The organism is Arthrobacter sp. D3-18, from assembly GCF_054408525.1.
In genome coordinates, this window is record NZ_CP096440.1 from 982,981 (window position 1) to 1,007,054 (window position 24,074).

Here is a 24,074-nt window from a genome sequence, read left to right on the forward strand (position 1 = left end):
CGTCATCTGAGCCTCGACTATCGACTGTGCACCGGTTGAGGCCATAAGATCACGAGCGGGCCGCTGACCAAGCGGCCCTTTCGTTCGCATGAACATGGGGGACCCATGAGGGGTAATTCGCGCGGCCGTTTTCGGCTCACACTCGCACTTTTAGCAGCACTCATTTTGGGCGCATTGCCTGCCGGGATCGCATCCCCGGCGTTTGCAGCAGCTGCGGGCAGTATTTCAGGAACGGTGACGGTGCCCGCGGGGGTGAACGTTACCTCGGTTGACATTTATGCCCAAGGTAAATCATTTTCTGAGACTGTCCGGCCAGACGCTGCTGGCCAGTTCACCATCCAGGGCCTCGACGCTGATGAATATCGGCTGTATTTCAGGAGCTCTGGATTCTCCCATTTGGTCATCCCCTCCTATTACGGTGGTTTCAAATTTGAAGACGCTACCCCGATCGCCCTGGCCCAAGGTGAGGTGATCGCCGGAATCAAACACACGATGACCCCTGGTGGCAGGATTAAGGGAAAGGTCGCTTTGCCGACAGGTACTAATCCCGGGAATGTTGTCGTACATGCTGAGGTTCACGGGGATCATGAAGCGGACAATGACTGGTCCCACCTTTCTGACCGCGATGGAAACTTCGAGCTTGGTCCCCTGGCGCCGGGTGAGTACGTAGTCTTTTTCAGGCAGACTTTTGGCTCCGAACCTTTTGTCGAGACTCACTATCCGGGAGTTCCCAGTGGTGACCAGGCGACAAGAATCAAGGTTGTTGACGGGCTGACCACCACGGGAATAAATCAGGTCTTGAAGCAGTCTGCATTGATCTCTGGGACCCTCTTCAGCCCAACGAGGTTTGATGGAACCGTCTTAGCGAGACCAATCAATGATCTTGCCAAGGCTGCAGGGCGCACGGATGTGAAAGCGGGAGCCTACATTATTGGGGGACTTGAAGCGGGGTCCTACAAACTTGAATTCCAATCCCACGATGCCACTTACGCGTCCATGTGGCACGGCGGAGTTGCTCATCCATCTGCAGCCCCGTCCTTGACTCTGACTGGTACGCAGCATATTCAGGGGCTGACGGACACAGCCGTGAGAGGTGCCACGATTAGAGGCTTCGCGGACGGCGACGTCAACTATCCGAGCGTGGACGTCGTGAACCTTGATGGAACGGTGGCGAACTATGTCAACACAGTACGTTTGCTTGAGCCCAACGAGTACGCGGTCAGTGGGTTGTTTCCCGGGACCTACAAAGTCCAATTCAATCGCTATGACCATGACAGCTACCGGACTGCTCAGGAAGGGCAGTATTACAACGCTCTGCCGGAAGGAGCCGGCCTGGGAAGTGCCGCCGCCATTACGGTTGCTCCCGGTCAAACTGTCTCGAACATAAACCAGGCGAGACGTATCGGCGGAACCTTAGCAGGCAAACTTTTGGGTGCCAATGGCGCACCTTTGAAAGATGCGGCTGTTCGGGTTTACACCAAGGATGGGGTTCTGGTTACCCGTCGCGCGACAACGGCGGCGGACGGCACATTCAACGTAACTGGTTTAACAACGGGGCTCTATTTCGTGTCGGCTGCACCTGCTGGTGAGTCGGGTCCCATCTACTCCGGCAATGTTCTCACCGAGGTCAATGCCAGGTCCGTTTCCACGTTCTCCGGGCAGAACACCGACATCGGAACACTGAGCTACGCCACCGCTTCGCAGGGTACCCGGGGCTTCGATGACGTTCCGCTCGGTGCGCAGTTTGAGGATGAAATGCAGTGGTTGGCTGACAAGCAGATTTCCACAGGGTGGGAGTCGAATGGGGCCAAAATCTACAGACCGCTAACTCCTGTTAATCGGGACGCTATGGCTGCGTTCATGTACCGGTTATCGGGCAAGCCTGCCTTCGCTGCACCAACCGGTTCCCCTTTCACGGACCTGCCCGTGGGGGCGCAGTTCTACAAAGAAATCACGTGGCTAGCGGACAAGGGCATTTCCACAGGTTGGGAAGAGGCCGACCAAACCAAGACCTACCGTCCCTTGCAGCCTGTGAACCGTGATGCGATGGCGGCGTTTTTGTACCGCTTGGCTGGCGAGCCTGAGTTCACTCCACCTACGGAATCGCCGTTCATCGATGTGCCCGTCGAAGCCGAGTTCTACAAGGAGATCACGTGGCTTGCAGCTCAGGGGATCTCCACCGGTTGGGCTGAATCGGGCAACACCAAGTCCTTCAAGCCCCTTCTCCCCGTGAACCGGGACGCGATGGCAGCGTTCATGTTCCGCTACAACACGAAGTTCGGCTCCATTTAGCCTGACCGATCAACCAGAAAGGGTTGGTTCCGGGGCTCTCGCGACCAACCTTTTCTGGCTAGGCCAGTCCCAATAACAACGGCGTTTAGAATAAATCGTTTTCTGCACTAGGATCGCGAGGGGCCGCCATTTGCGGCCCCTTCGTTCGCATGAAACATGGGGGACCCATGAGGGGTTATTCTCGCGGCCGTTTTCGGCTCGCTCTCACTTTATTAGCAGCACTCTTCTTGGGTGCCTTGCCTGCCGGGATCGCATCCCCGGCGTTTGCAGCAGCTACAGGCAGTATTTCAGGAACGGTCACGGTGCCGGCGGGCGTGGATGTCACCAAGGTGACAGTCTTCGCCGGCCCGGAAATCGGCGGCTATCAAACAGCCAGTGTGGCCTCGGACGGAACTTTCACGGTCAGTGGACTTCCCGCGGTTAACCACTGGGTAAATTTCTCGTACTTCGAATCCCCGTCTCCGGTAGTCGGGGCCTATTACTCAACCTCTCCGGATGGTGCCAAAACACTCGTCAGCGTTTCGGAAGGTACTACCACCTCCGGCATCAATCAGACGCTGAAGCCTGCTGCAATGGTTTCCGGCAAGATCTCGGTTCCAGCAGGTATGCCGGCTTTCACCGGGCAGGTCAGCCTCGAGGCGGGGCCTGACTTCACCAAGAATGCGTTCGTGGGATCGGCGTGGATTAGTGCCGATAGCTTGGGGAACTACACCATCGGCGGTTTGGAGGCCGGAGCCTACAAGCTTCGCTTCGCGTCGTACAGCGACAAGTGGGCCACCATGTGGCACGGCGGTGTGGTCTCTGCGGGCGGTTCTCAGTCCATAACCATTGCGGCCGGGGAGCAGCTCGCTGGCATCCAGGATTCGGCAGTTGCGGCTGGCTCTATCGCAGGGTCCATCGCGGGTGCACCCGCCCCCGGCCCCACGATGAGTGGTCCGGGCATGAGCATCACTGCCATTGCGCCGGACGGCACCGTTGCAGCGTCTACGGTCATGGAAACTTCGCAGACCACCTACGTGCTGAAGAACCTGCTGCCGGGCAAGTACAAGGTTCAGTTCAACCGGACCAACGGATTCATCTCCAATTACGAGGCCCAGCTGTACAAGAACCTCCCGGAATCCGGGGGCGCGGCTAACGCGACTCCCGTGACTGTAGCTGCCGGACAGGCCGTTTCCAGCGTCAACGCAACCGTTCGCCAGGGCGGAACGCTCACTGGGAAGGTTCTGGGCTCTACTGGTACGCCCCTGAAGGGTGTGCGGGTCAACGTTTACACCAAGGACGAGTCTCTCGTCACCCGCTTCTCCTACACCGCAGCGGACGGGACCTTCAAGGTCACCGGCCTGACCACGGGACTCTACTTCGTGTCCGCTGAACCCGAGGGGGCCGCGCCGATCTACTCCGGCAACGTCCTCGCAGAGGCCAACGCCCGGTCCGTTTCCTCTTTCGTCGGCCAGAACACGGACCTTGGCACGCTGAGCTACGCGACTGCAACCCAAGGTACCCGGGGCTTTGACGATGTTCCCCTCGGCGCCCAGTTCCAGAATGAAATCCTCTGGTTGGCCAACGAAGGAATCTCCACCGGTTGGGAAGCCAATGGGTCCAGGACCTACCAGCCGCTGACCCCGGTGAACCGTGACGCCATGGCTGCGTTCATGTACAGGTTGTCGGGTGAGCCTGAGTTCACGCCGCCTGCTGTTTCTCCCTTCGCTGACCTCCCCGCGGACGCCAAGTTCTACAAGGAGATCACCTGGCTTGCTGACAAGGGCATCTCCACGGGTTGGGAAGAGGCTGACAAGACCAAGACCTACCGGCCCCTGCAGCCCGTGAACCGTGATGCGATGGCTGCCTTCATGTACCGCTTGGCTGAGCAACCCGAATTCACTGCACCGGCAACTTCACCATTCGTTGATGTTCCTGTCGGCGCTCAGTTCTACAAGGAGATCACCTGGCTCGCAGCTCAGGGCATCTCCACCGGCTGGACCGAATCAGCTGGCAAGTCCTTCAAGCCGCTGCTGCCCGTGAACCGTGATGCGATGGCCGCATTCATGTTCCGCTTTGACGCTAAGTTCGGCGCCGTCTAGGCAGTTTGCTTGCCTCAAGCTTGAACAAGTGAAGGGCCGGTCTCCCATCAGGGAGGCCGGCCCTTTGTTGTGTTCGGACCAAGCAGCAAAATTTCTGCTGTACTCCACCGTCCATTCCTGTACCCTGTATATATTACCGAACGGCCGGTCAGTAATGTTGGCTCCAGTCAACAGTGACCGTGCCGCTTTCACGTGCCTTGGAAGGACCCGTCGACGATGACCACTACCGCAGTCGCCCCGGAAACCACAGCCGTTGCAACCGTCCCCAGCTACGTCCAGGATGCTTGGTGGACCCCGGCGCCCGACGCCAGAAAAGTCCCCGTCCGTGATGCCAGCACCGGAGAAGTCCTGGCCAACGTCAGCACCGACGGACTGAACCTTGCCGCCGTCGTGAATTACGGCCGCACCACTGGGCAAACGGAACTTGGGAAGCTGACTTTCCACCAGCGCGCACTCAAGCTCAAAGAGCTTGCCATGTACCTCAACGGGCGCCGCGAAGAGCTGTACGAATCCTCTTCGCAGAGCGGTGCCACCAAGATCGACAACATGATCGACATCGATGGCGGCATCGGTGTGCTGTTTACGTTCGGCTCCAAGGGCCGTCGCGAGCTGCCCAACTCGCAGGTTGTGGTGGATGGTCCCATGGAGACGTTGTCAAAGGACGGATCATTCGTCGCCGAGCACATCTACACCCGGATTCCCGGCGTTGCAGTCCAGATCAACGCGTTCAACTTTCCGGTTTGGGGCATGCTGGAAAAGTTCGCTCCCTCGTTCCTCGCCGGCGTCCCCACCATCGTGAAGCCGGCCACGCCCACGGGTTACGTTGCCGCCGCGGCGGTTAAGGCAATCGTCGAGTCAGGAATCCTCCCGGCAGGCTCCCTTCAGCTGATCTCCGGTTCTGCCCGGACCATCCTTGATGAACTCGACTACCGCGACCTCGTTTCCTTCACGGGCTCGGCATCCACTGCCAATTCGCTCAAGGGCCACAAGAACGTGGTCCAGGGTGGCATCCGCTTCACCTCCGAGACCGACTCCCTCAACGCCGCCATCCTCGGGCCCGACGCCGTCCCCGGCACCCCGGAGTTCGACGCTTTCATCAAGGCTGTGGTCACGGAGATGACCGTCAAGGCCGGCCAAAAGTGCACCGCAATCCGCCGCGTTATCGTCCCGCAGGAGCTGACGTCCGACGTCGCTGCTGCCGTCGGTGCGCGAATCAACGAACGCGTCGTGGTTGGCGACCCACGCGCCGACGGCGTCACCATGGGCGCCTTGGCGTCGCTGGAACAGCTCGCCGACGTCCGTGCGGCAGTTCAATCAATGCTCGACGCCGGCGGTGAGCTTGCGTACGGATCTCTCGACTCGCCGTCGGTCACCTCCGTTGGCGGCGGCGTGGGCGTAGTGGAAGACGGTGCCTTCATGTCGCCGGTCCTCCTGAGCTGGGCAGACGCTGAAGCCGAAGAAGTTCACTCACTCGAGGCGTTCGGGCCAGTGTCCTCGGTGATCGGGTACTCGGATCTTGCCGACGCCATCCGTCTGGCAGCCCGCGGCTCCGGCTCCCTGGTGGCATCGGTCTGCACTAACGATCCATCTGTTGCGCAGGAACTGGTGCTCGGCATCGCTGCCCACCACGGCCGCGTTCACATGCTAAACCGTGAAGATGCGCGCTCGTCCACCGGCCACGGTTCCCCGGTCCCGCACCTGGTACACGGCGGTCCCGGCCGTGCTGGTGGCGGCGAAGAGCTGGGCGGCATCCGCTCCGTCCTGCACCACATGCAGCGCACAGCCATTCAGGGTTCCCCCAACATGCTGACCGCCGTCACGGGCCTCTGGCACACCGGCGCGGACCAGAACTTCACTGTGGAAACCGAGGGGGAGCACCCGTTCCGGAAGCACCTTTCTACCCTCCGGATTGGAGACGCTGTTCGCTCGGACCTCCGCGAGGTCAAGCTTGAGGACATCACTGCCTTCGCGAACTCGACGGGCGACACGTTCTACGCACACACCAATCAGGAAGCCGCCGAGGCCAACCCGTTCTTCCCAGGTATTGTGGCCCACGGTTACTTGCTTTTGAGCTGGGCTGCCGGGCTCTTTGTGGAGCCAGCTCCGGGTCCCGTGCTGGCCAACTATGGCTTGGAGAACCTGCGCTTCATCACTCCTGTGGCAGCCGGCGACTCCATCCGGGTCACGCTGACGGCGAAGAAGATCACCCCACGCGAGACCGACGAATACGGTGAGGTGGCCTGGGACGCCGTCCTGACCAATCAGAACGACGAAATCGTGGCCACCTACGACGTACTTACCCTCGTGGAGAAATAACCCGCTCTCACGTCCCGCGGGTTTGAGGGGGGTCGCTCTCTCACGTCTCGCGGGTTTGAGCGCGTCGCTCTTTCACTGACGACGAAACGCCTTTCCACATTACGTGGGAAGGCGTTTCGCGTTCGGGGCTGAAATGGTCGGCACTGCCCGACGGGGTATCCGGCTCCTGGCAGACCGGCCAGCCCGAGGGTGTGCGAGAGGGTTGGCCGGAAGGCCTAGGGATGTGCGAGAGGGTTGGCCGGAAGCCCGCGGGATGTGCAAGAGGGCTGGCCGGAAGGCCTAGGGATGTGCGAGAGGGTCAGGCGGCCGTGTGGAGGCCGTCGAAGGCCATGGTGATGACGTCGTCGGCGAGCTTCTCAGGGGACAACGAGCCGCCGGGCTTGTACCACTCAACGATTGAGTTGATGGTGCCGAACAGGAGGCGGGTGACGGTGCGGGGGTCGATGTCCTGGCGCAGTGAGCCATCTTCCCGGGCAGCGGCAATCAGCTCGGCCACCTTGTGGTCGAAGGCGCGACGACGTTCCAGTGCGTCGCGCTCGATCTCCGTGTTGCCCCGCAATCGCAGCAGCAGAGTTACGAAGGGGAGCCTGTCCACCAGCACGGCAATGGTCTGCCGCAGCACGAATTCCAGCCGCGCATCGGCGGGACCGGACGTAGCGGTTGGCTCCTCCAGAATGGCTTCCAGTCCGCCAAGGGCGTGGTCCAGGGCGAGCTTCAGCAGATCGCCCTTGGACGGCACATGGTGGTAGATGGCTGACTTCGAGATCCCGAGGTTTTCGGCCAGGATGCCCATGGACGTTGCGTCGTACCCGTGGCGGTTGAAGACGTCGACGGCGATGCGGAGCACCGACTGCTGGTCATAACCGGGCCGTCCGCGCTTGGTGGTGGTCTCAGTAGGCATGCTGGCATTTTCTCACGATCTCTACGGGTGAACGTGTTCAGCCCTTGGGGCGCATGTCGTAGATCCGGCGGAGCTTACCGTTGGACCGCTCAAGGGAGCCTGGCTCTACAACGTCAACCACGCAAGATGACCCAACGTGAATCTTGATCTGCTCACGCAAGGTGTGGGCCGCCGTCGTACCTGCCTCGGACGGAACGTTCTCCCGGCGCTCGATCTTCACGGTCAGCGAATCCATGCGCTTGCCTTCGGGGCGGGTAATTTCGAGTTGGAAGTGCGGGCTGAGCTCGGGGATGCGCAGCGCGATTTCCTCGATCTGTGACGGGAACAGGTTCACGCCTCGCAGGATGATCATGTCGTCGCTGCGGCCGGTGATACGGCCCATACGGCGGTGCGCGGGCCGTGCGGTGCCGGGCAGCAGGCGGGTGAGATCCTTGGTGCGGTACCGGATGATCGGCAACGCTTCCTTGGTGAGGGACGTGAAGACGAGTTCGCCGGGTTCGCCGTCGGCCAAGACCGTCGAGTGGTCGAACGGATCGATGATTTCGGGGCGGAAGTGGTCCTCCCAGATGTGGCAGCCGTCTTGTGTTTCAACAGCTTCGCCAGCGACGCCCGGACCCATGACTTCGGAGAGCCCGTAGATGTCCGAGGCCTTGATGTTCATGGTGGTTTCAAGCTCGTGGCGCATTTCTTCGGTCCATGGCTCGGCGCCAAGGACGGCGTACTTGAGCGAGGTGGACGTGGGGTCGATGCCTTGGTGTTGCATGGCATCGGCGATGGTGAGCAAGTACGTGGGAGTGGCCAGGATGGCGTCCGGTTTGAAGTCCTGGATGAGCTGGATCTGGCGTTCGGTTTGACCGCCGGAGATGGGGATGACCGTGCAGCCGAGCGCCTCAGCGCCTGCATGCGCGCCGAGGCCGCCGGTAAAGAGACCGTAGCCGTAGGCGTTGTGGACCTTCATCCCGGGCCGGACGCCGGAGGCCCGGAAGGAGCGCGCCACCAGCGTTGCCCAGTTGGCGAGGTCGTTCTTGGTGTAGCCAACAACGGTGGGGCGGCCGGTGGTGCCGGAGCTCGCGTGAATTCGCGCCACTTGGTCCTGCGGGACGGCGAACATACCGAAGGGGTATTCCAGCCGCAGGTCTTCCTTGGTGGTGTAGGGGAACTTGCCGAGGTCGCTCAGCTCTCGGAGGTCCGTGGGGTGCACGCCGGCTTCGTCGAACTTGCGCTTGTACAGCGGCACGCGATCGTAGGCGTACGCCACCGTGTGCTGGAGGCGGGTGAGCTGCAATGCCTCGAGTTCGTCGCGGGAGATGGTTTCTTCACGGTCAAGCACGGGGGCGGTTTCCTTGGATGAGGAAGTTGCGGGTGCGGCCACGGTGTTCTGCGTCATGGGTTTCCTACTTCTTGGAGATGGTGCGGCTGCGGCCACGGAACTCAGCGATGAGTTCCCCGCTAGCGGGATCGGAAGCGGTGGGGTCGGAGGCAGCTTCGTCCGGGGACGCCGCATAAATCTGGATGTCGTAAAGGCCGCTGCGGCCGGTGCTCGCGCGGCGGTTTGCGACGGCGGTGATCACCTGGCCCTGAAACGCCGGCTTGATGAAGTTGATGTCGACGCCGGACGCAACCGTAATGTGGGCGGCTTGCTTGGGCGTGGGGTTGGCCGGGTTGCAGGCCAGTGCGAAAGCGGTGTCCCCGAAGGCGAAGATCATTCCGCCATGTGCCATGCCGAACCCATTGAGCATTTCCTGGCGGAGATGCATGCGGATGGTGGCGTGGCCGTCGTCGAGCTTGAGGACCTCGATGCCCATCCATTCGGACGCGTAGTCGTTCGTCAGGATGTGGTGCTGTGCACCGGAGAGGGTTGTTTCAACCATGCGTCATTGCCTCCAGCTTTATTTACCGAATGTTCATTAGGTAATCCCAGATCGCGCCACGTGTCAAGACTGGACCATGTTTCGCCCGTACCTAGTAGCCTCGGAGTCATGCCCGAAATTGAGCTTCCCATCATCACCGACCGACTCATTCTGCGGCGGTTCCAGGCTGCGGACCTTGAACGGTTCCACGCCTATCAGTCGCTTCCCGAAACTGCCCGGTACCTCCTGCGCAACGAGCTGACCAAGACCAAGTCCATGGAGGTCCTCGGCAAGTACGCGAACTTCGAGTTCAACCAGGAAGGCGACTGGGTATGCCTTGCCATCGAGCGCAAGGATCACCCCGGCCTGATGGGCGAGGTAGTGCTGAAGTGGTTGGAGGGAACCGGGCAGGGTGAGCTGGGCTGGATACTGCATCCGGAGGCGCGCGGCCACGGCATCGCCACGGAGGCAGCGGAGGCCGTGATGAAGCTGGCATTCGAGAAACTGGCCTTCCATCGCATCGACGCCAAGCTGGATGCACTCAACGCGGGTTCTGCCGGCGTCTGTAAGCGCCTGGGCATGCGGCTCGAAGCCACCTTGGTGGACAACTGGCATTACAAAGGCCAGTGGGCCACCGAAAACATCTACGCGATTCTGGACTCGGAGTGGCGCACGCGGCACCATCCATGGACCCGGAAAATCAGCTGACGGGCCACGTTTTGTGGTGTCTGAGCTGTTCGGTCAACTGCGCTTCAGGCAAAGGCCGGCTGAAGTAGTAGCCTTGGCCGCTGGTACACCCGATGCTCAGGAGGTACTCGGCTTGCTCGGCGGTTTCCACGCCCTCCCACACAGCAGCCAGGCCGCAGGCGCGGATGAGCTGCAGCACGGCCGCGAGAAGGGCCGGCTGGGACGGGTCGCTGCCCAGGGCGGACAGCAGCGTCCGGTCCACTTTGACGGTATCCACAGGCAGTTGGCGAAGGTAGCTGATGGAGGAGTAGCCCGTACCGAAATCGTCAATCTCCAGTCCCACGCCAAGGCGGCGCAGGCTGTTGAGCGTGTAACGATCCAGATCGTTGCCTTGGATTACGGCGCTCTCGGTCAACTCCAGGACCAGTAGCGACGGGTCCAGGTCGGCGGAGACCAGCGCCTCGCGGACGTCTTCAATGAACTCAAGACGCTGCAGGTCCGCGGCTGAAACGTTGATGCGCATGCTGAAGTTGTGGCCCGCCGTCCGGGGGTCGGTACGCCATTGCCTTAACTGCTCGACGGCGGTTCGGAGTACCCAGCCGCCCAGATCGGAGATCATTCCCGTTTCCTCGGCAATGGGAATGAACTCGTCCGGCATGATGATTCCACGGGTGGGGTGGTTCCAGCGGACCAGAGCTTCCACCCCCTCAATCTCGCGGGTATCCAGCCTGATGATGGGCTGGTAATAAAGCACCAGCTGCGAACCGGTGATCGCCTCTTTGAGCTCGCCCACCAGCTGGTTCCGCATTTGCCGGGCAAGCAGCATGTCAGCGGCGAACACCTTGAGCTTGCCGCGCCCGTCCGCCTTGGACTCGTACATGGCGATGTCCGCTTCCATCATGAGCTCTTCGGCCCGCTGACCTGGATCGGCCATCCGGAGGCCCATGCTGACCCCGCAGCGGAGGTGTTGGCCCTCAATCTCCATCGCCCCCACCACTGCGGCGAGGATCCGGCTGCCGATGGCGCTGGCCTCCGCCGGGGTCACCTCCGGAAGCAGGACTGCGAACTCGTCGCCGCCCATGCGGGCCACCATGTCTTGTTCGCGGACCGCGCCGCTGATGCGGTTCGCCACAGTTTCCAGGACTTTGTCACCGATGGTGTGGCCGAGGGAGTCATTGATGGCTTTGAAGCCATCCATATCCAGCAGGAGGATTGCCGGCCGTTTGTTGCCTTGCACGCCGTTCGCTTGGGCCTCGCTCAGGGCAGTGGCGAAAGCGGAGCGGTTGTTCAAGCCAGTCAGGGGATCGGTCATGGCCATGCGCTGCATCGCAAGGTGCGCTTCGTTGAGCTGTTGTGTCCGGGCTTGCACCCTTTGCTCCAGCTCTTCATAGACAATCTGCAGATCTTCGGCCAAGAGGTTGGTGCCCATGATCACGGCGTCAATCTCATCGCGTGCCTCGGAGACTTGGATCCTGGTGTTCAGGTCGCCGGCCGCCAACCTGACGATGCCTTCCAGGAGCAGTCCCAAACGGGGATCATTCGCGGAGTACATTTCTGAGTCAGACATGCTCACTCCCCGTGCGGCCCGCCCCGGACGCTTTGCCGAAGGTGCTCGCGAACCGCTGCGCTGCGCTCGGGCAGGGCCGCTTGGTCGAAGAGCTTTGCTGCTTCTTCGAAAGCAGCAAGGCCTGCTTCACGTCGATCGGATGCCAGCAGGGTCCGCCCGAACAGAAAATGAGCTTCGGCGGACGTTTGGGTAGCAAGAATGGAGGAACGCGAGCAAAGGGGCTCAAGGATCGCCAGCGCCTCCTGCATATCGCCGGCGAGGTAATTCCAATGGGCCCGGACCAACGACATTTCCAGGTGGTCCCGCTCGGAACCGCCCACTATGTCGGTCGCGAGCTCTGCCCTTTCAATGCAGCGGAGGGTGGCGGCGTCAGCGAGTTTTGCCTGCAGCCGCATTTCCGCCGAGGCGCGGTTGAAGCGAGCCCACAAATCAACGTCCTTTGACGGTGAAAGCCTTTCGGCGGCCAGGTCGTGATACCGGCCCCCATCCGTTACGCGGTCAGCCAGGAAGGCAACATTTCCGATCACCCAGTAGCCCTTGCCGGCGGTGTCCTCATCAATGTCATCAGAAATCAAGGTCTCCAGAACAAGGCATTCCCGCCACGCATCATCCAGCAGTCGGCTCTCAGCCAAGGCCGCGATGAGGGCCCGCTGGGCCAGGACCTGAACGTAGAGGAGATCCGGATCCGTGGCGGCGAGTTTTGCGGCATCGGCAGCCATGGTTGCGGCTTCGGCAAGCCGGCCGAGGCCTTGGAGCCCAATGGCCACCATTGTTCCTGCCTTAGCGCCGAGCTCGGCCGAGGAAGCTGTAAGGCTGTGATCATTGAGGGAGGTCGCCAGCGCCAGGTATTCCTCGATGCTGCCTTGATCACGGAGGCATTCCGCCTGCAGGTAGCGCATGTTCCACCATGCCAGTTCGTCGCCGGCATCCCGGGCAAGTTCAGCAGCCTCTGCAGCCATCGTGAAGGCCTCGTCAAAGTCCCGCGCCTTCCATTTGGCGCGTGCATTGAGTCCGGCAACAAGGTGGGTGGCCAGGTGAGGACTTTGCATGTGCCCATTATCCATGTCATTGCGGAAGAAAAGCTCGTATAGTTTGCCCCGTGACTTTATTCAAGTCACAGTCAATAAATTCGCATCAGTACGAAAGGGCATAGCGGATGAAAAAATTTGCGGCAACCCTGCTCATGGCGGCGGTTCTGGCAGTAACGGGATTCGCTGCTCCAGCTAATGCCGAGCCTACGCAGGACAGCACGGCAATCGGTTGGTGGCCGAACAGCACCACCACAGGTAAGACGAACACCACCAGCATCGGTTGGTGGCCAAACTAAACATTGGGGGAGCGCCTCTCAAGGCCTCATAAGCTAAATTGATGCCCCGGGCTGCTGCCCGGGGCATCAGTTTTGTTTCTTTGCATGTCGAGCATTAGTGACCGCAGATCACACCCTCCGGGCCTGGCAATGACACTGCTGTCACAGCAGTGGAGGGCGCAGCCAAACCCAGTCACTCGCAGGCAGGCAGCCTATGGTCCCCCCACCGGCAACTCCACAGACACCTTGGTCCCCGACCCCAAGATGGAGTCGAAGGCCATGCGGCCCATGTGGCGGCTGATGATGTCATTTGCGATCGCCAAGCCCAACCCGCTGCCCGGTACAGCCGCAGAGGTGGCGTTCGATGCGCGGTAGAAGCGCGTCAGGATGTGGGGAAGATCGTGTTCCGGGATGCCCAGGCCATTGTCTTCGATCTGAACGAGGGCTGCCCGTCCGCCATTCTCCGAAGCTCCCATGGTGCTGGTGATGCCAACACGGCCTCCCTCCGGAGTGAACTTGATGGCGTTGGCCACGATGTTGGTGAACACCTGTTCCAGCTTTGCTTCATCGGCAGTGACTTCAATGTCCTCGGTTGCCTCCGTAAAGGACACGGAAACATGGCGCGACTCTGCCAGTGGCCGGAGAGTTGCTACCACCACCTGCAGGAGCTTGTCGATGTCAACCGGCTTGAGGTCCAGGTTGCTGCCGTCCTGCATGGAGACCGTGAGCATGTCCTCAATCAGCCTGCGCAGGCGGTCCGAGTTCCGGGCAATAACGTCCAGCATTTTTCGGATGCCCTCGGGAACCGGGCCGCCGGAGCCGTCCTGAATCATATCCAAGTAGGCGGTGATGGACGTGAGGGGTGTCCGTAGCTCATGGTTTACGGTGGCCAGGAAATCGGTCTTAGCCTTGTCCAGTTGCCTCAACTGGTGCAGGACGCGCTGCTGGGCGCTGATGAGGTGGCCTTGGATGAGCCCGTGGGCTACGTTCCCGGCGACGTGCTGCATCAAGGCGATCTCGGCACGCGTCCAATCGTGGCGCTCCTGCACAGTGGACAACAGGATGATGCCCATGGCGGAAGCGCCTTCGCCCACAGGGAGCAGCACAGTGGATATGGGTTTGAGCTCGCCGGACCACTCGCGAAGTGCCTTGGCGATCCTCGAGTCGGGGTCTTCCCGGTGGTCCGCTACCGCGAGGACGTCCGCCTCGGCCCACAGCCGGTTGGCCGTCTCGATGATGATGTTTTCGCTCTCGCCCAGCCTTGCCGGCAGCAGCGGAAGTCCTGGACGGTTCCATTGCGCCCGGATGCTGGGGACCCGTTCATCGCGGAAGGTGGCGAACCAAACATGGTCCGCGCCCAAGGCCTCGCCAAAGCCGCGAACCACGTGCTCCGCGATCAGCTGGGGATCGTTGGTTTGCCGGATTGCCGACGAGACGTTCCGGAGGCTTTCCCGCAATGCTTCAATTTCGCCACGGGAGCGCGCACGCTCCTTTGCCCGACCGATCAGGGTTTCAACCCGGTGGACGAGTTCCCCGGGCCGGACCGGGTTGATGAGGTAGTCTGCTACGCGCCAGGACTCCACTTCCTCAAGGTCCACAGACTCCTGAGCATCAAGAAGCAGCAGCACAGGAACCCCTGGGCTGCCAAGTCCATGGGCAAGGGCGTTCTCAGCCACCACCACTGAGGGGCGGTAGTGCTGGAGATGCAAGGCCATGGAGGCGGTGTCTGTGACAGGGAAAACCTGGAAGCCCGCTGCATGAAGCACGGAGGTGGTGGTCCCCAGGCGGTCACGGTCTGAGTCCGCCACGACAGCCGAGCGGGAGTCATGCTGTTCACCGGCAACGGTCTCGCCCACTGAGCCCCTTCCGTTTCACCATTGGTCCACAATATTTCAGGATTTGGCAACACCCTATCAGCGGCATAGCGGCCAGTGGCCGCCCGACTGTAAACAGGCTTTTTGAGTCGTGGGACACACCTTTACTTTGACTCCCGGATTCGACAGCCTTGAGGGAGTGAGCGTGGGGGTCCATCCGGATTTCCTCCGCAGCCGTTTATGGAAAGTGCTAGGAGAATTGTGGACCACCCAGCGACACCGCAAGACCACCAACAGGTAACATTCGAGCTGGAACTCGAAGAGCCTGGGATCCTGCGCCTGACCTGGCCGCGTGGCGCCCGGATCAAGGAAGCGGATGCCCAAAGGGCCATGGACAGGGTTAACGAACTTTGCGGCTCCGACCGGCATCCCATGATTGTTGACATGGCAACGACGGACGACGTCACCAGGGGCGCCCGATCAGTGTTTGCCAAACCTTGCCAAGCTTCCCGGATCGCCCTTTGGGGTTCGTCCCCAGTGGACAGGGTCATCGCCAACTTCTTCCTTGGCATCATGAAGCCGCCGTGCCCCACAAGGTTCTTCACTTCCGAAACAGAAGCCTTGGAGTGGCTGGTGGAGGCATAGCACCCCATATATTTGGAGGATGTTCTCCGCGCTCAGGAAGTACCTGCTGATACCTCGCCTTATCAGGCTGTCCTCTGCAGCCCCCAAGGACCCTCTCACGGCCTGGGACCAATACTGGGGAAACGTTCGTTCGACCGGTGCAACGGGCGATGTCCTGTGGGATTCGGGAAGCGCCCACGAACTCAATGGTTATCTCCCCATACTGAAGCAACTGGACCCCACGCTCCCGATAGTTGACGTCGGGTGCGGGAACGGTAGCTTTACCCGGCTGCTGGCGCAGCATTTCCCACACGCACTGGGGCTCGACTACTCCGCCAATGCCGTGGACCGCGCGCGGCAGGAGGCTGCAGGGATCACGACGGCGTCATTCGCCGTGTGCGACATGACGGCGCCTGATGCTGCCCAGACGGTAGCGACGGCCCTGGCAGCTGCCGGCTGGGCCGGAGAGGCGAACATATTCATCCGAGGAGTCCTGCACGTACTGGACCGCAGCGGCCAGTCCGCTTTGGCCGCAAACCTGCTGCCCGTCGTCGGGAACCGTGGTGGCGTTTTCCTTGCCGAGACCAACTTCCCTGGCACGCCTGTGGACTACGTCAGCCACCTCGGGGCAACCCGAAACTCGATCCCTGCGCCGCTCGAGGGCGCAATCCGGGGACTTCCGATGCCTGGCCGCTTTGGTGCCGCGCAACGGGCCAAGGCCTTCCCGACGGCGGACTGGAACCTTGTGGAAGAAGGCTCAGCGAGCATCGAGACGCGCCCGCTGAGCAATCCGTCATCCCCGGACCTGATCCCTGGCTACTACGCACTGCTCCGGGCAGCCCGAGCGTAGCTACTTGAGGCCGGCGCCCGGAAGCAGTTCCCTGGCACCAAGGGAGTCGGCGACGAAAGCGTAGTCCCAGGCCCGCTCGCGCCACTGCACGTACCGGCCCGAGGCGCCGCCATGGCCGCCGTCCATTTCGATCTTCATAACGATCGGCTCAGTCCCCGTGGACACGGACCGCAGCGCCTGGACCCACTTGGCGGGCTCCACATAAAGCACTCGTGTGTCGTTGAACGAGGTCACAGCTGCGATCTTGGGGTAGGCCACGGCCCCCACATTCTCGTACGGAGTGTAGGACTTCATGTACGCATAGGCCTCGGGGTCCGTGATGGGGTTGCCCCATTCCTCCCATTCCAGGGCGGATAGCGGTAGCTCAGGATCCAGGATGGTGGTCAAGGCGTCCACGAACGGTACCTGCGCCACTATGGCGGCGTACTTTTCCGGGGCCATATTGGCGACTGCGCCCATGAGCAGGCCGCCCGCCGATCCACCCATTGCAGCTATACGCGTGGGGTCCACCCAGCCGGACCCCGCCAGCCAGTCCGTGGCTGCGATGAAGTCCGTAAAGGTGTTCTTCTTGGTGAGTTTCTTGCCGTCTTCGTACCACTTGCGTCCCAGTTCACCGCCGCCGCGAATGTGGGCGATCACCATGACGATTCCGCGGTCCAGGAGGGACAAACGGGCCACGCCGAAGCCCGGATCCATGCTCATTTCGTAGGATCCATAGCCGTAAACCAACCCGGCGGACGTGCCATCCTGCTGGACCGATGCGTGACGCAGCACTGACAGCGGAACCTGTGTGCCGTCGTCGGCGGTGGCCCATTCACGGGTGGCAACGTAATCGGAAGCCGAGTAGCCGCCCAAAACCGGGCTTTCCTTGCGGAGCAGCAACTCGCCGCCGGGCTGTTCTGCCGTAGGCAGGACGAAGTCGTAGACGCGCGACGGCGTGAAGTAGGAGGTAAAGCCCATGCGGATCACCGGAGCTTCGTAGTCGGAGCCGGATACACCCGCGGTGTAAAGCTCCTCATCGAAGGCAGGCTCCACGGGTGCCCCTTGAGCAGCTGTGCCCAGGCCGGCCAGCGGGAGCACCTGCACGCGCTCGATGGTGTCCTTGCGGACGGACAACACCAGGTGCGTCGACGTCACGCCAGCGCCGTTGACGCGAACGTCGTCTGAATGCTCGACGACGGTCCGCCAGTCCTGCTCGTTGAGCGGCTTGGAGAGCTCTGCCGGATTTGCCAGGCTCACCATTGAATTGATGGCGCCCTTGTTGTGGGTCAGGAGCAGTGTTTCCTTGCCGTCAAGGAGGAAGGGCTCGGCCTCGTAGAGGACACGGTGGTCGCGGGAGATGACGGTGCTGAGGCCGGCCTCGTAGTCTTCGAAGCGGAGCAGCCGCGTTTCACTGAACTCGGAACAGCCGATGCTGAGCACCAAGTGGCGGCGGTCGGAGGAGAGGTCGAAGCCGAGCCACATTGCGACGTCGTCTTCCTGGTAGAGGACCTCATCCTCGGCCACAGGCGTGCCCAAGACGTGGGCCTTGACTTGGTAAGGCCGCCACGAATCATCAACCACGGTGTAGAAGAGCCTGGTGCCGTCGGGGGAGAAAGCCACCCCGTAGAAGATGTCTTCTATAACGTCCGGGAGAAGCTCGCCGGTCCGCAGATCCTTGATCCTCAACGTGAAGCGTTCGTCTCCGGAGTTGTCCACCGCGTAGGCGTAAAGGTTGCCGTCGATAGTCACGGCGGCACCGCCGACGCTGAAGAACGGCTGGCCCTCGGCTTCAATATTGCCGTCCAGGAGCACCTGCTCGCCGGGAAGTTCAACGCCTGCTTCAACCGCCGGGGGAGTCCAGTCCGCCACAGGATCGCCCGTGTTGGCGGCTAGGACGCGGCACTGGATGCTGTACTCCTTGCCCTCCACCGAACGGCTGTAGTACCACCAGCCATCCTTGCGGCTGGGTACCGACAGATCAGTCTCCTGGGTGCGGCCTTTGATCTCCCGGAACATCGCTTCGCGCAGCGGTTCCTGGTGCGCCGTCAGTGCTTCCTGATAGGCATTCTCTGCCTTGAGATGGTCTACAACCTCGGCGGATTCCTTGTCCCTGAGCCACTCGTAGTTGTCCACAAAGACATCGCCATGGTGTTCACGGCGCGTGGGGACCTGCTTGGCGACAGGAGGCTGGAGTGTGGGTTCCTTGGCAGCGGCAGGCGCGGAAGAAGTGTGGCTCATGTGGCCACTCTATAGACGGGCTCTGACACAGAACCAGCAATTTCGCTCAGAGCGCCCGGGGCCACCTTTGCAGCGAGAGTAATCCATGACTTGGAGCACAACGTCCGGATTCGCGTCATGACTTGCGTGGTAACCCCACTCCATATATTGCGAGCACGAATTTAGTCCCCGTTCCCGGATATTGGAGGTTCAGATGGTTCCGCTTCACGCGCACAGTGTCCATGTCGGCAAAAGGGGTCGTCTACAAGCCCGGCGACATCCAGAGTCGTTGCGTCGCTCCCACGTAGACCTTGAAGTCGTCATTCCTGCTTACAACGAGGCAGGAAGAATTGCCAGCACACTGATGCAAACAGTGGACTTCCTGGCCGTTCAGCCGTGGTCTTCGCGCATCGTGGTGGTGGATAACGGAAGCGTGGATGAGACTGCTGCGGTTGTCCGCCGGATCTCCCGGGAAAAAGGCGATGCAGTGCCGATCTCTGTGCTGGGGTGTTCCCGTCGCGGAAAAGGGGCAGCAGTCCGTCGCGGCCTCCTCAGCGGGACGTCCAGGTTCACGGGCTTCTTTGACGCTGACCTCGCCACGCCGCTGGCAACGCTCATTGAAGCCATGGAGCATCTCGCGGGTGGCGCTTCTGCGGTTATCGCCTCCCGTCACGCCCCGGGTTCCACCTTTGTTGTGCCCCAGCACATCGGGCGCCGAATGGGCGGCACGGCCTTCCGGGCTCTGACCAAATCAAAGGTCAAAGGCATTCAGGACACCCAATGCGGCTTCAAGTTTTTCGAACGGGATGCCCTCACTGCTGCCATGGTGCGGTGCCGCAGCACGGGTTTCGCCTTCGATGTGGAACTGCTTCTTCGGCTCCAGGACAACGACGCCAGCATTGTGGAACTCCCCGTGGCCTGGACCGATGGAGCCGAGTCCACGTTCCGCCCCTTCCAGGATGGAGTGGCCAGTTTTGCCTCCGTGATTCAACTTCAGAAAGCAACATCGTGACGGACGGCTCAACTGACATGAACTCCCCAACCCAACTCGCTGGGAAGCACGTACTGGTGCTCAACTGGCGCGACGTAAAGCACTCGCAAGCTGGCGGCGCCGAGCAGTACATGCATGAGATCTCCCGCCGATGGGTGAGCAGCGGAGTTCGTGTGACGTGGTTTACCGGCCGCGACACCGGCCAGTCAGCCGAGGAGACCATTGACGGCATCCGTATATTGCGAGGTGGCGGAGCACTCTCCATCTATGGGCAGGCCGCGATGAGGCTCCTGCGCACCAATGGCCAGTTCGATGCCGTGGTGGATTGCCAAAACGGAATACCCTTCTTTTCTCCGTTGTTCCTGCGCGGGGAAATCCCGATCGTCCAACTGGTCCACCACGTTCACCAAGAGCAGTTCCGCACCCGGTTCTCCCCGCCCATGGCCGCCGTAGGCCGCTTCCTCGAAAGTAGTGGCGCCAAGACCGTGTATGGGCAGCGCGCCATCGTAGCGGTATCGCCGTCAACGCGCATGGAACTGCGAAAGCTTGGATTCAGGGGCCCCATCCACGTGGTGCCGAACGGTACCATCGACATCCCGCCCACGGTCGCCGCGCGGGCCGCTGAGCCGACCATCGCCGTCGTGAGCCGGCTGGTGCCCCACAAGCGATTGGACCTGCTGCTGGGCCAGTTCGCCGTGGCGGCGCGGAGACTTCCCAACCTGCGGATGGACATCGTCGGGGACGGTTCCGAACGGGCGCGGCTTCAACAACTGGCCATGGACCTCGGCCTGGACCACGCCATCACCTTCCACGGATACCAACCCAACGAGGTTCGTGACCACCTGTTGAGCCGTGCGTGGATGACTGCCAGCACGTCGGCATCAGAAGGCTGGGGTTGTTCAGTAATCGAGGCCGCAGCCTGGGGCGTGCCGTGCTTGGCGCTGCGGGTTCCGGGAATCAGGGATTCGGTAGTGGACGGTCGTACGGGATGGCTGGTGGACCATCCCACGGACTTCGGATCTGCCATGGTTGGTGCGATCACTGAGTTGACCGAACCCGAGGCAGCCATCATCGTCTCCGGCGAGTGTCGTGAATGGGCCCGCTGCTTTACCTGGGACCGCAGCACCATGCTGCTCACAGGGGTGCTCATGGAGGAAACGAAGATGCGCCGCGACGGCGGAGATCCACGAGCCTTCCACTCGGACTTGTCCACACTGGTTCAGTTCGAAGTGCCTGACGACATTGATTTCACAGCCGCCCTGAGGCCGACCGACGAGTACGCCCTGGCCGACGGTCACGTATCCATCATCATGAAGGGCCGGGACGAGTTCGAGGCTTTTGCCGCGATGAAGAAGATCGGCGTAACCACTGCGGAAATCCGATCGGCGGGCCGAAGCACCCTGCTAGCCGGACCGGGAAGTGTCTTCGCCCCGGCCGAATCCAACGATGGACAGTTACGGTAGCTGATCAGTGGATTTATCCGAACAGGTCATAATCACCGCAGTGAGCTTGAGGCCCAGGGCTGAAAGCAGGGAAAGGGCGCCGGATCAAGACGTCAACATAGCTCAAAACAGTGGCTTCCTCGCTGTGTCCGCCGGACTGGTGGGCGTAGTGAGCTACGCGTGCACGCTGCTTATGGCCAACATGCTGGGGACAGCGGATTACACACAGTTCGCGGCCGCCGCGATGATCCTTGGCGTTGTGGGGATCGTGGCCAATGCGATGGTTCCGCTTCCACTTTCACACGTGGTTGCGGTCCATCCGGAAGGCTCCGAAGAGCGGCGGAACGGCGTGGCCTTCTCGGTTTTCGTGTCCTGCCTGGCGGGTGCTGCAGCAGCCGCCATCACCGGCGGCGTGACTTTCGCGCTTGCCACCCCGGCCCTTGCAGCAGCGGTGGCTCTGGCAGCCTTCGTCATTTTTGTTGTGAATGCGCCCGCCGGATGGCTTCAGGGCGAACTCCGCTTCGCGTGGTACGCAGTGTCAACCATCGGCGAGGTTGTCTTGCGGTTGATCTTCAGTCTTGTGGTGATCGTGATGGCATGGGGTGCCGGGGGAGCGGTCCTCGGCTTTGTCGCGGGTTGCCTGGCGCCGCTGGTGGTGCCGTGGTCGTTCTATCGGGACCTCCGCTGGCGTCCGCGGGTGTTGCTCGAGAAGTGGCGATGGGCCGAAACCAGCGATATCGCGTCGGTTCTGTGCGTCGTGTCCGTGCTGGTGGGGATCGACGTCGTAGTGGTTGGCTTCCTGGACAATGGCTCAGTTGAGGCGGCAGGCTTCCAGGCGCTCGCCACCATTGCAAAGGGGCCCGTTTACGTGGCTGCGGGGACAGCGCTGGTGGCATTTCCCTTGCTTCGCACCCCTGGAGCCAAGGTCAGCGAGGTTCTGGGCGCGTCCTTCGCCTCGTTCGGGCAGCTTGTGGTGGTGGCCTTCGCCATCATCGCCACCGCACCGCCCCTGATGTCCGGCGTCATTGTTCCGCAGAAGTATCACGGCTCCCTTGGACTCCTGCCATGGCTGGCGGCTTCCGGTCTCGGCTATGCCGTCTTAATGGTGCTCGCCACCATCCTCCTTGCCATGCGTGCCTACCGCCGCTGCCAAATCGGCCTCGCTTGTGCGTGTCTTCTGGTTATTGGCGGGCTCTGGATCGGTTGGCAACTGAACGCGGTCTCGGGAATGGCTGTGGGATCTGCCGTCGGTACGCTCACCGCTGGCTTGGTCCTGACACTGCTGGCGCGTCCCGTGCTGGCGTCTGCCAACCCGGGAAAGGGGACGGGCAGGTTCGCCATCCTGGCGTTCGCCCTGATCGTCGTCCTTGCAGGTGCCGCCCACCTGCAGCCCTTGCTCTGGTTGCTTCTCGCCGGCATCAGCGGTGTCACCGTTCTTGCCCACCAGCGCGGACTCCTGCCACACAAGAACGACTTCAGGATGTCCCGACGTCCGCAGGTTGGCAGGCGCAGCAAAAGTCCTGGCCGCCGGTCCAAGCCCGAATCAGGAGTCATCAGTCCACTTCCGGCCTGGATAAGCCGAGCGTATTCGAGCAACCTGACCGCATTCATCGCTGTGGTTGCTGCCGCGTTCGGTGTTCGTGCCCTCGGCCTCGAGCGTGGCTTCGAGGTGTGGGTGGACGAGATGCTCTATGTCCGGTTGGGTGAGTCCGTAGCCGCCGGCCAATTCCCAACACTGCCCGATGGCCCGTTCTTCCTCCACCCACCCGGATATTTCCTGCTGGAAGCCGGGGCCGTTCACATTTTCGGAATTACCGGCGAGATCATCGAAGTGACCCTTCAACTGCGGTGGCTCAATGCCCTGATGGGCGCAGCGACAGTAGGGCTGGGCTTCCTGCTGGTACGCAGGTTGGCTACTCCTACCGCGGCGTGGCTCACAGCTGTGCTGCTGGCATTCGAACCGTTCATCCTGCGGAACAACAGCCATGCATTCCTGGAGACCTCGGCCATGGTGCCGGGGCTGGCCGGGTTGCTGCTCCTGGTGTCAACCAAGGAGCCCAAGAGCAAGCTGCATTCCTTCCTCAAGCTTGCAACAGCAGGGCTCTTGCTGGGGTATTCCATTCTCTGCAAGGACTTTTTCTTCATTTGCACCGTGGCCCCGGTGGTTGCCGCCATAGTTTGGAAGAAGTCGTTCCCGTGGCGGAAGGGACTTGTGGTGGCGGTCTTTGGCTTCCTGCCATACGTGGTCTATCTGATAGTGGTTGCTGCGCACGGTCACTTCCCCAGTTGGGTGTGGGCCAAGACCAATGGGCTGGTGCGCATGTCCGGCGTGGAGAAGAGCACCGGGTTCACATCTGAGGGATCACCCAGTATTCTCTCCCGCCTCGTTGAACAGAGCGGGCACTTCGGTACGAGCTACATCTTGCTGGGGCTATGCCCTGTGATGGGCTTGCTGTTGTGCTTCAGCCACCACGCGGGCCGGCGCCTGATTGGATTGGCCGGCTTGGCCCTCGGAGCTGCAGGGGCGTATAGCGCTCTGTTTGGCACTTTCGAGGAACAGTACGGCTACGGCGTCATGGTTGCCGGAGCTATTTGCTCGGTCCTGGTGGTGGTGGAAATCCGGGAGAGGTACCCCAAGACCCGTAAAACCCTGGCCGTCGTCAGCGTGTGCTACGTGGTGTTGACCGTGGTACTCGGTCTTCGGACAGCCCTAACTGTGGACAATGGCTTCGTCCGGGCAAATGACTGGATACAGGCAAACCTTCCGGCCGACGCCAGAATCAGTGTTACCAACAGCACCGGGCATTTTGCTTACATGCATGACCCTCGGTTTGGGATCTGGCCTTCGGCGCCGTTGATGAAGCAGAACGGCGTTAGCTACATCCTCACCCAGTCGAAGCCCACCAGCCAAGGCTACGGCTACGCCAACCCCACCATGCTGGCTTGGCTAAAGGACCACGCAACCCCCATGGTCACAACGCCTGGCCCCACCAACGGTGAAACCACTATCTGGTACGTGGATCCCGCTGCCCTTGATGCAGCGGCCGCGGCCAGCATAGGGGTGCCCTCCAAAGACTTCGGGACGGAAAGATAGTGATGAGAGTTCTGCATTTGGGCTTCGAAGATCCGCGCATGCCCGGGGCAGGCGGGGGAT

17 protein-coding genes are annotated in these 24,074 nt (G+C 61.5%); 10 read left to right on the top strand and 7 right to left on the bottom strand.

Features of this window, described 5'->3' with window-relative positions:
• The first annotated feature begins 105 nt into the window (after window positions 1–105).
• The 3 genes from M1D89_RS06705 (at window position 106) to paaZ (ending at window position 6,689) form a co-directional block, all read left to right on the top strand.
• Window positions 106–2,292 (top strand): carboxypeptidase regulatory-like domain-containing protein, encoded by a 2,187-nt coding sequence (locus tag M1D89_RS06705; protein ID WP_498649157.1) that lies wholly within the window; start codon window positions 106–108, stop codon window positions 2,290–2,292.
• 167 nt (window positions 2,293–2,459) lie between these two features.
• Window positions 2,460–4,373 (top strand): carboxypeptidase regulatory-like domain-containing protein, encoded by a 1,914-nt coding sequence (locus tag M1D89_RS06710; RefSeq protein WP_498649159.1) that lies wholly within the window; start codon window positions 2,460–2,462, stop codon window positions 4,371–4,373.
• A 216-nt stretch (window positions 4,374–4,589) separates the two neighbouring features.
• Window positions 4,590–6,689 (top strand): phenylacetic acid degradation bifunctional protein PaaZ, encoded by a 2,100-nt coding sequence (gene paaZ / locus M1D89_RS06715; RefSeq protein ID WP_498649161.1) that lies wholly within the window; start codon window positions 4,590–4,592, stop codon window positions 6,687–6,689.
• Between the two features lie 298 nt (window positions 6,690–6,987).
• Here paaZ and M1D89_RS06720 read toward each other — a convergent pair whose 3' ends face one another.
• Genes M1D89_RS06720 through M1D89_RS06730 form a run of 3 tightly spaced genes read right to left on the bottom strand, consistent with a single transcriptional unit; the run spans window position 6,988 to window position 9,461 of the window.
• Window positions 6,988–7,590, bottom strand: coding sequence for a TetR/AcrR family transcriptional regulator (locus tag M1D89_RS06720; protein ID WP_498649163.1), 603 nt, complete (start codon window positions 7,588–7,590; stop codon window positions 6,988–6,990).
• A 37-nt stretch (window positions 7,591–7,627) separates the two neighbouring features.
• On the bottom strand, window positions 7,628–8,977 hold the full coding sequence (paaK, locus tag M1D89_RS06725) for a phenylacetate--CoA ligase PaaK (protein WP_498649165.1): 1,350 nt from the start codon (window positions 8,975–8,977) through the stop codon (window positions 7,628–7,630).
• A gap of 7 nt (window positions 8,978–8,984) precedes the next feature.
• Window positions 8,985–9,461, bottom strand: a complete 477-nt coding sequence (locus M1D89_RS06730) for a hotdog fold thioesterase (protein WP_498649167.1) — start codon at window positions 9,459–9,461, stop codon at window positions 8,985–8,987.
• A gap of 108 nt (window positions 9,462–9,569) precedes the next feature.
• Here M1D89_RS06730 and M1D89_RS06735 point away from each other — a divergent pair, with 108 nt between their 5' ends.
• A complete protein-coding gene (locus M1D89_RS06735) occupies window positions 9,570–10,148 on the top strand; it encodes a GNAT family N-acetyltransferase (protein WP_498649169.1) in 579 nt (192 codons plus the stop codon).
• On the opposite strand, the gene M1D89_RS06740 is transcribed toward M1D89_RS06735, so the two are convergent.
• Window positions 10,141–11,694 (bottom strand): putative bifunctional diguanylate cyclase/phosphodiesterase, encoded by a 1,554-nt coding sequence (locus M1D89_RS06740; protein ID WP_498649171.1) that lies wholly within the window; start codon window positions 11,692–11,694, stop codon window positions 10,141–10,143. The two genes, M1D89_RS06735 and M1D89_RS06740, sit on opposite strands and share 8 nt — an antisense overlap.
• A gap of 2 nt (window positions 11,695–11,696) precedes the next feature.
• Window positions 11,697–12,743 carry a hypothetical protein gene (locus M1D89_RS06745; protein WP_498649173.1) on the bottom strand — a complete coding sequence of 349 codons (1,047 nt, stop codon included), beginning with the start codon at window positions 12,741–12,743 and terminating at the stop codon, window positions 11,697–11,699.
• 107 nt (window positions 12,744–12,850) lie between these two features.
• Here M1D89_RS06745 and M1D89_RS06750 point away from each other — a divergent pair, with 107 nt between their 5' ends.
• Window positions 12,851–13,021: a hypothetical protein gene (locus M1D89_RS06750; RefSeq protein WP_017199100.1), complete on the top strand. Its 171-nt coding sequence runs from the start codon at window positions 12,851–12,853 to the stop codon at window positions 13,019–13,021.
• A gap of 191 nt (window positions 13,022–13,212) precedes the next feature.
• Here the strand turns inward: M1D89_RS06750 and M1D89_RS06755 are convergent, their stop codons facing one another.
• On the bottom strand, window positions 13,213–14,856 hold the full coding sequence (locus M1D89_RS06755) for an ATP-binding protein (RefSeq protein WP_498649176.1): 1,644 nt from the start codon (window positions 14,854–14,856) through the stop codon (window positions 13,213–13,215).
• Between the two features lie 219 nt (window positions 14,857–15,075).
• On the opposite strand from M1D89_RS06755, the gene M1D89_RS06760 reads away from it, so the two are divergent.
• Together M1D89_RS06760 and M1D89_RS06765 are read left to right on the top strand one after the other, a co-directional pair.
• Window positions 15,076–15,459 (top strand): DUF7793 family protein, encoded by a 384-nt coding sequence (locus M1D89_RS06760; protein ID WP_498649178.1) that lies wholly within the window; start codon window positions 15,076–15,078, stop codon window positions 15,457–15,459.
• A 19-nt stretch (window positions 15,460–15,478) separates the two neighbouring features.
• On the top strand, window positions 15,479–16,288 hold the full coding sequence (locus M1D89_RS06765; RefSeq protein ID WP_498649181.1) for a class I SAM-dependent methyltransferase: 810 nt from the start codon (window positions 15,479–15,481) through the stop codon (window positions 16,286–16,288).
• Here M1D89_RS06765 and M1D89_RS06770 read toward each other — a convergent pair whose 3' ends face one another.
• Entirely contained in the window at window positions 16,289–18,508 is a 2,220-nt protein-coding gene (locus tag M1D89_RS06770; protein ID WP_498649183.1) for a S9 family peptidase, read from the bottom strand. It lies immediately after the preceding gene.
• A 193-nt stretch (window positions 18,509–18,701) separates the two neighbouring features.
• On the opposite strand from M1D89_RS06770, the gene M1D89_RS06775 reads away from it, so the two are divergent.
• The 3 genes from M1D89_RS06775 to M1D89_RS06785 are packed head-to-tail and all read left to right on the top strand — an operon-like array spanning window position 18,702 to window position 24,014.
• Entirely contained in the window at window positions 18,702–19,499 is a 798-nt protein-coding gene (locus M1D89_RS06775; RefSeq protein WP_498649186.1) for a glycosyltransferase, read from the top strand.
• Between the two features lie 17 nt (window positions 19,500–19,516).
• Window positions 19,517–20,941 (top strand): glycosyltransferase family 4 protein, encoded by a 1,425-nt coding sequence (locus M1D89_RS06780; protein WP_498649187.1) that lies wholly within the window; start codon window positions 19,517–19,519, stop codon window positions 20,939–20,941.
• 40 nt (window positions 20,942–20,981) lie between these two features.
• Window positions 20,982–24,014 carry an oligosaccharide flippase family protein gene (locus tag M1D89_RS06785; RefSeq protein WP_498649189.1) on the top strand — a complete coding sequence of 1,011 codons (3,033 nt, stop codon included), beginning with the start codon at window positions 20,982–20,984 and terminating at the stop codon, window positions 24,012–24,014.
• Window positions 24,015–24,074: the final 60 nt, after the last annotated feature.

Excerpts from the sequence above, each read along its gene's own strand:
- M1D89_RS06745 (WP_498649173.1), bottom strand. The coding sequence starts at position 12,743 with ATGCAAAGTCCTCACCTGGCCACCCACCTTGTTGCCGGACTCAATGCA.
- paaZ (WP_498649161.1), top strand. The coding sequence starts at position 4,590 with ATGACCACTACCGCAGTCGCCCCGGAAACCACAGCCGTTGCAACCGTC.
- M1D89_RS06710 (WP_498649159.1), top strand. The coding sequence starts at position 2,460 with ATGAGGGGTTATTCTCGCGGCCGTTTTCGGCTCGCTCTCACTTTATTA.
- M1D89_RS06770 (WP_498649183.1), bottom strand. The coding sequence starts at position 18,508 with ATGAGCCACACTTCTTCCGCGCCTGCCGCTGCCAAGGAACCCACACTC.
- M1D89_RS06765 (WP_498649181.1), top strand. The coding sequence starts at position 15,479 with ATGTTCTCCGCGCTCAGGAAGTACCTGCTGATACCTCGCCTTATCAGG.
- M1D89_RS06735 (WP_498649169.1), top strand. The coding sequence starts at position 9,570 with ATGCCCGAAATTGAGCTTCCCATCATCACCGACCGACTCATTCTGCGG.
- M1D89_RS06780 (WP_498649187.1), top strand. The coding sequence starts at position 19,517 with ATGAACTCCCCAACCCAACTCGCTGGGAAGCACGTACTGGTGCTCAAC.
- M1D89_RS06740 (WP_498649171.1), bottom strand. The coding sequence starts at position 11,694 with ATGTCTGACTCAGAAATGTACTCCGCGAATGATCCCCGTTTGGGACTG.
- M1D89_RS06720 (WP_498649163.1), bottom strand. The coding sequence starts at position 7,590 with ATGCCTACTGAGACCACCACCAAGCGCGGACGGCCCGGTTATGACCAG.
- paaK (WP_498649165.1), bottom strand. The coding sequence starts at position 8,977 with ATGACGCAGAACACCGTGGCCGCACCCGCAACTTCCTCATCCAAGGAA.
- M1D89_RS06730 (WP_498649167.1), bottom strand. The coding sequence starts at position 9,461 with ATGGTTGAAACAACCCTCTCCGGTGCACAGCACCACATCCTGACGAAC.
- M1D89_RS06705 (WP_498649157.1), top strand. The coding sequence starts at position 106 with ATGAGGGGTAATTCGCGCGGCCGTTTTCGGCTCACACTCGCACTTTTA.
- M1D89_RS06750 (WP_017199100.1), top strand. The coding sequence starts at position 12,851 with ATGAAAAAATTTGCGGCAACCCTGCTCATGGCGGCGGTTCTGGCAGTA.
- M1D89_RS06775 (WP_498649186.1), top strand. The coding sequence starts at position 18,702 with ATGGTTCCGCTTCACGCGCACAGTGTCCATGTCGGCAAAAGGGGTCGT.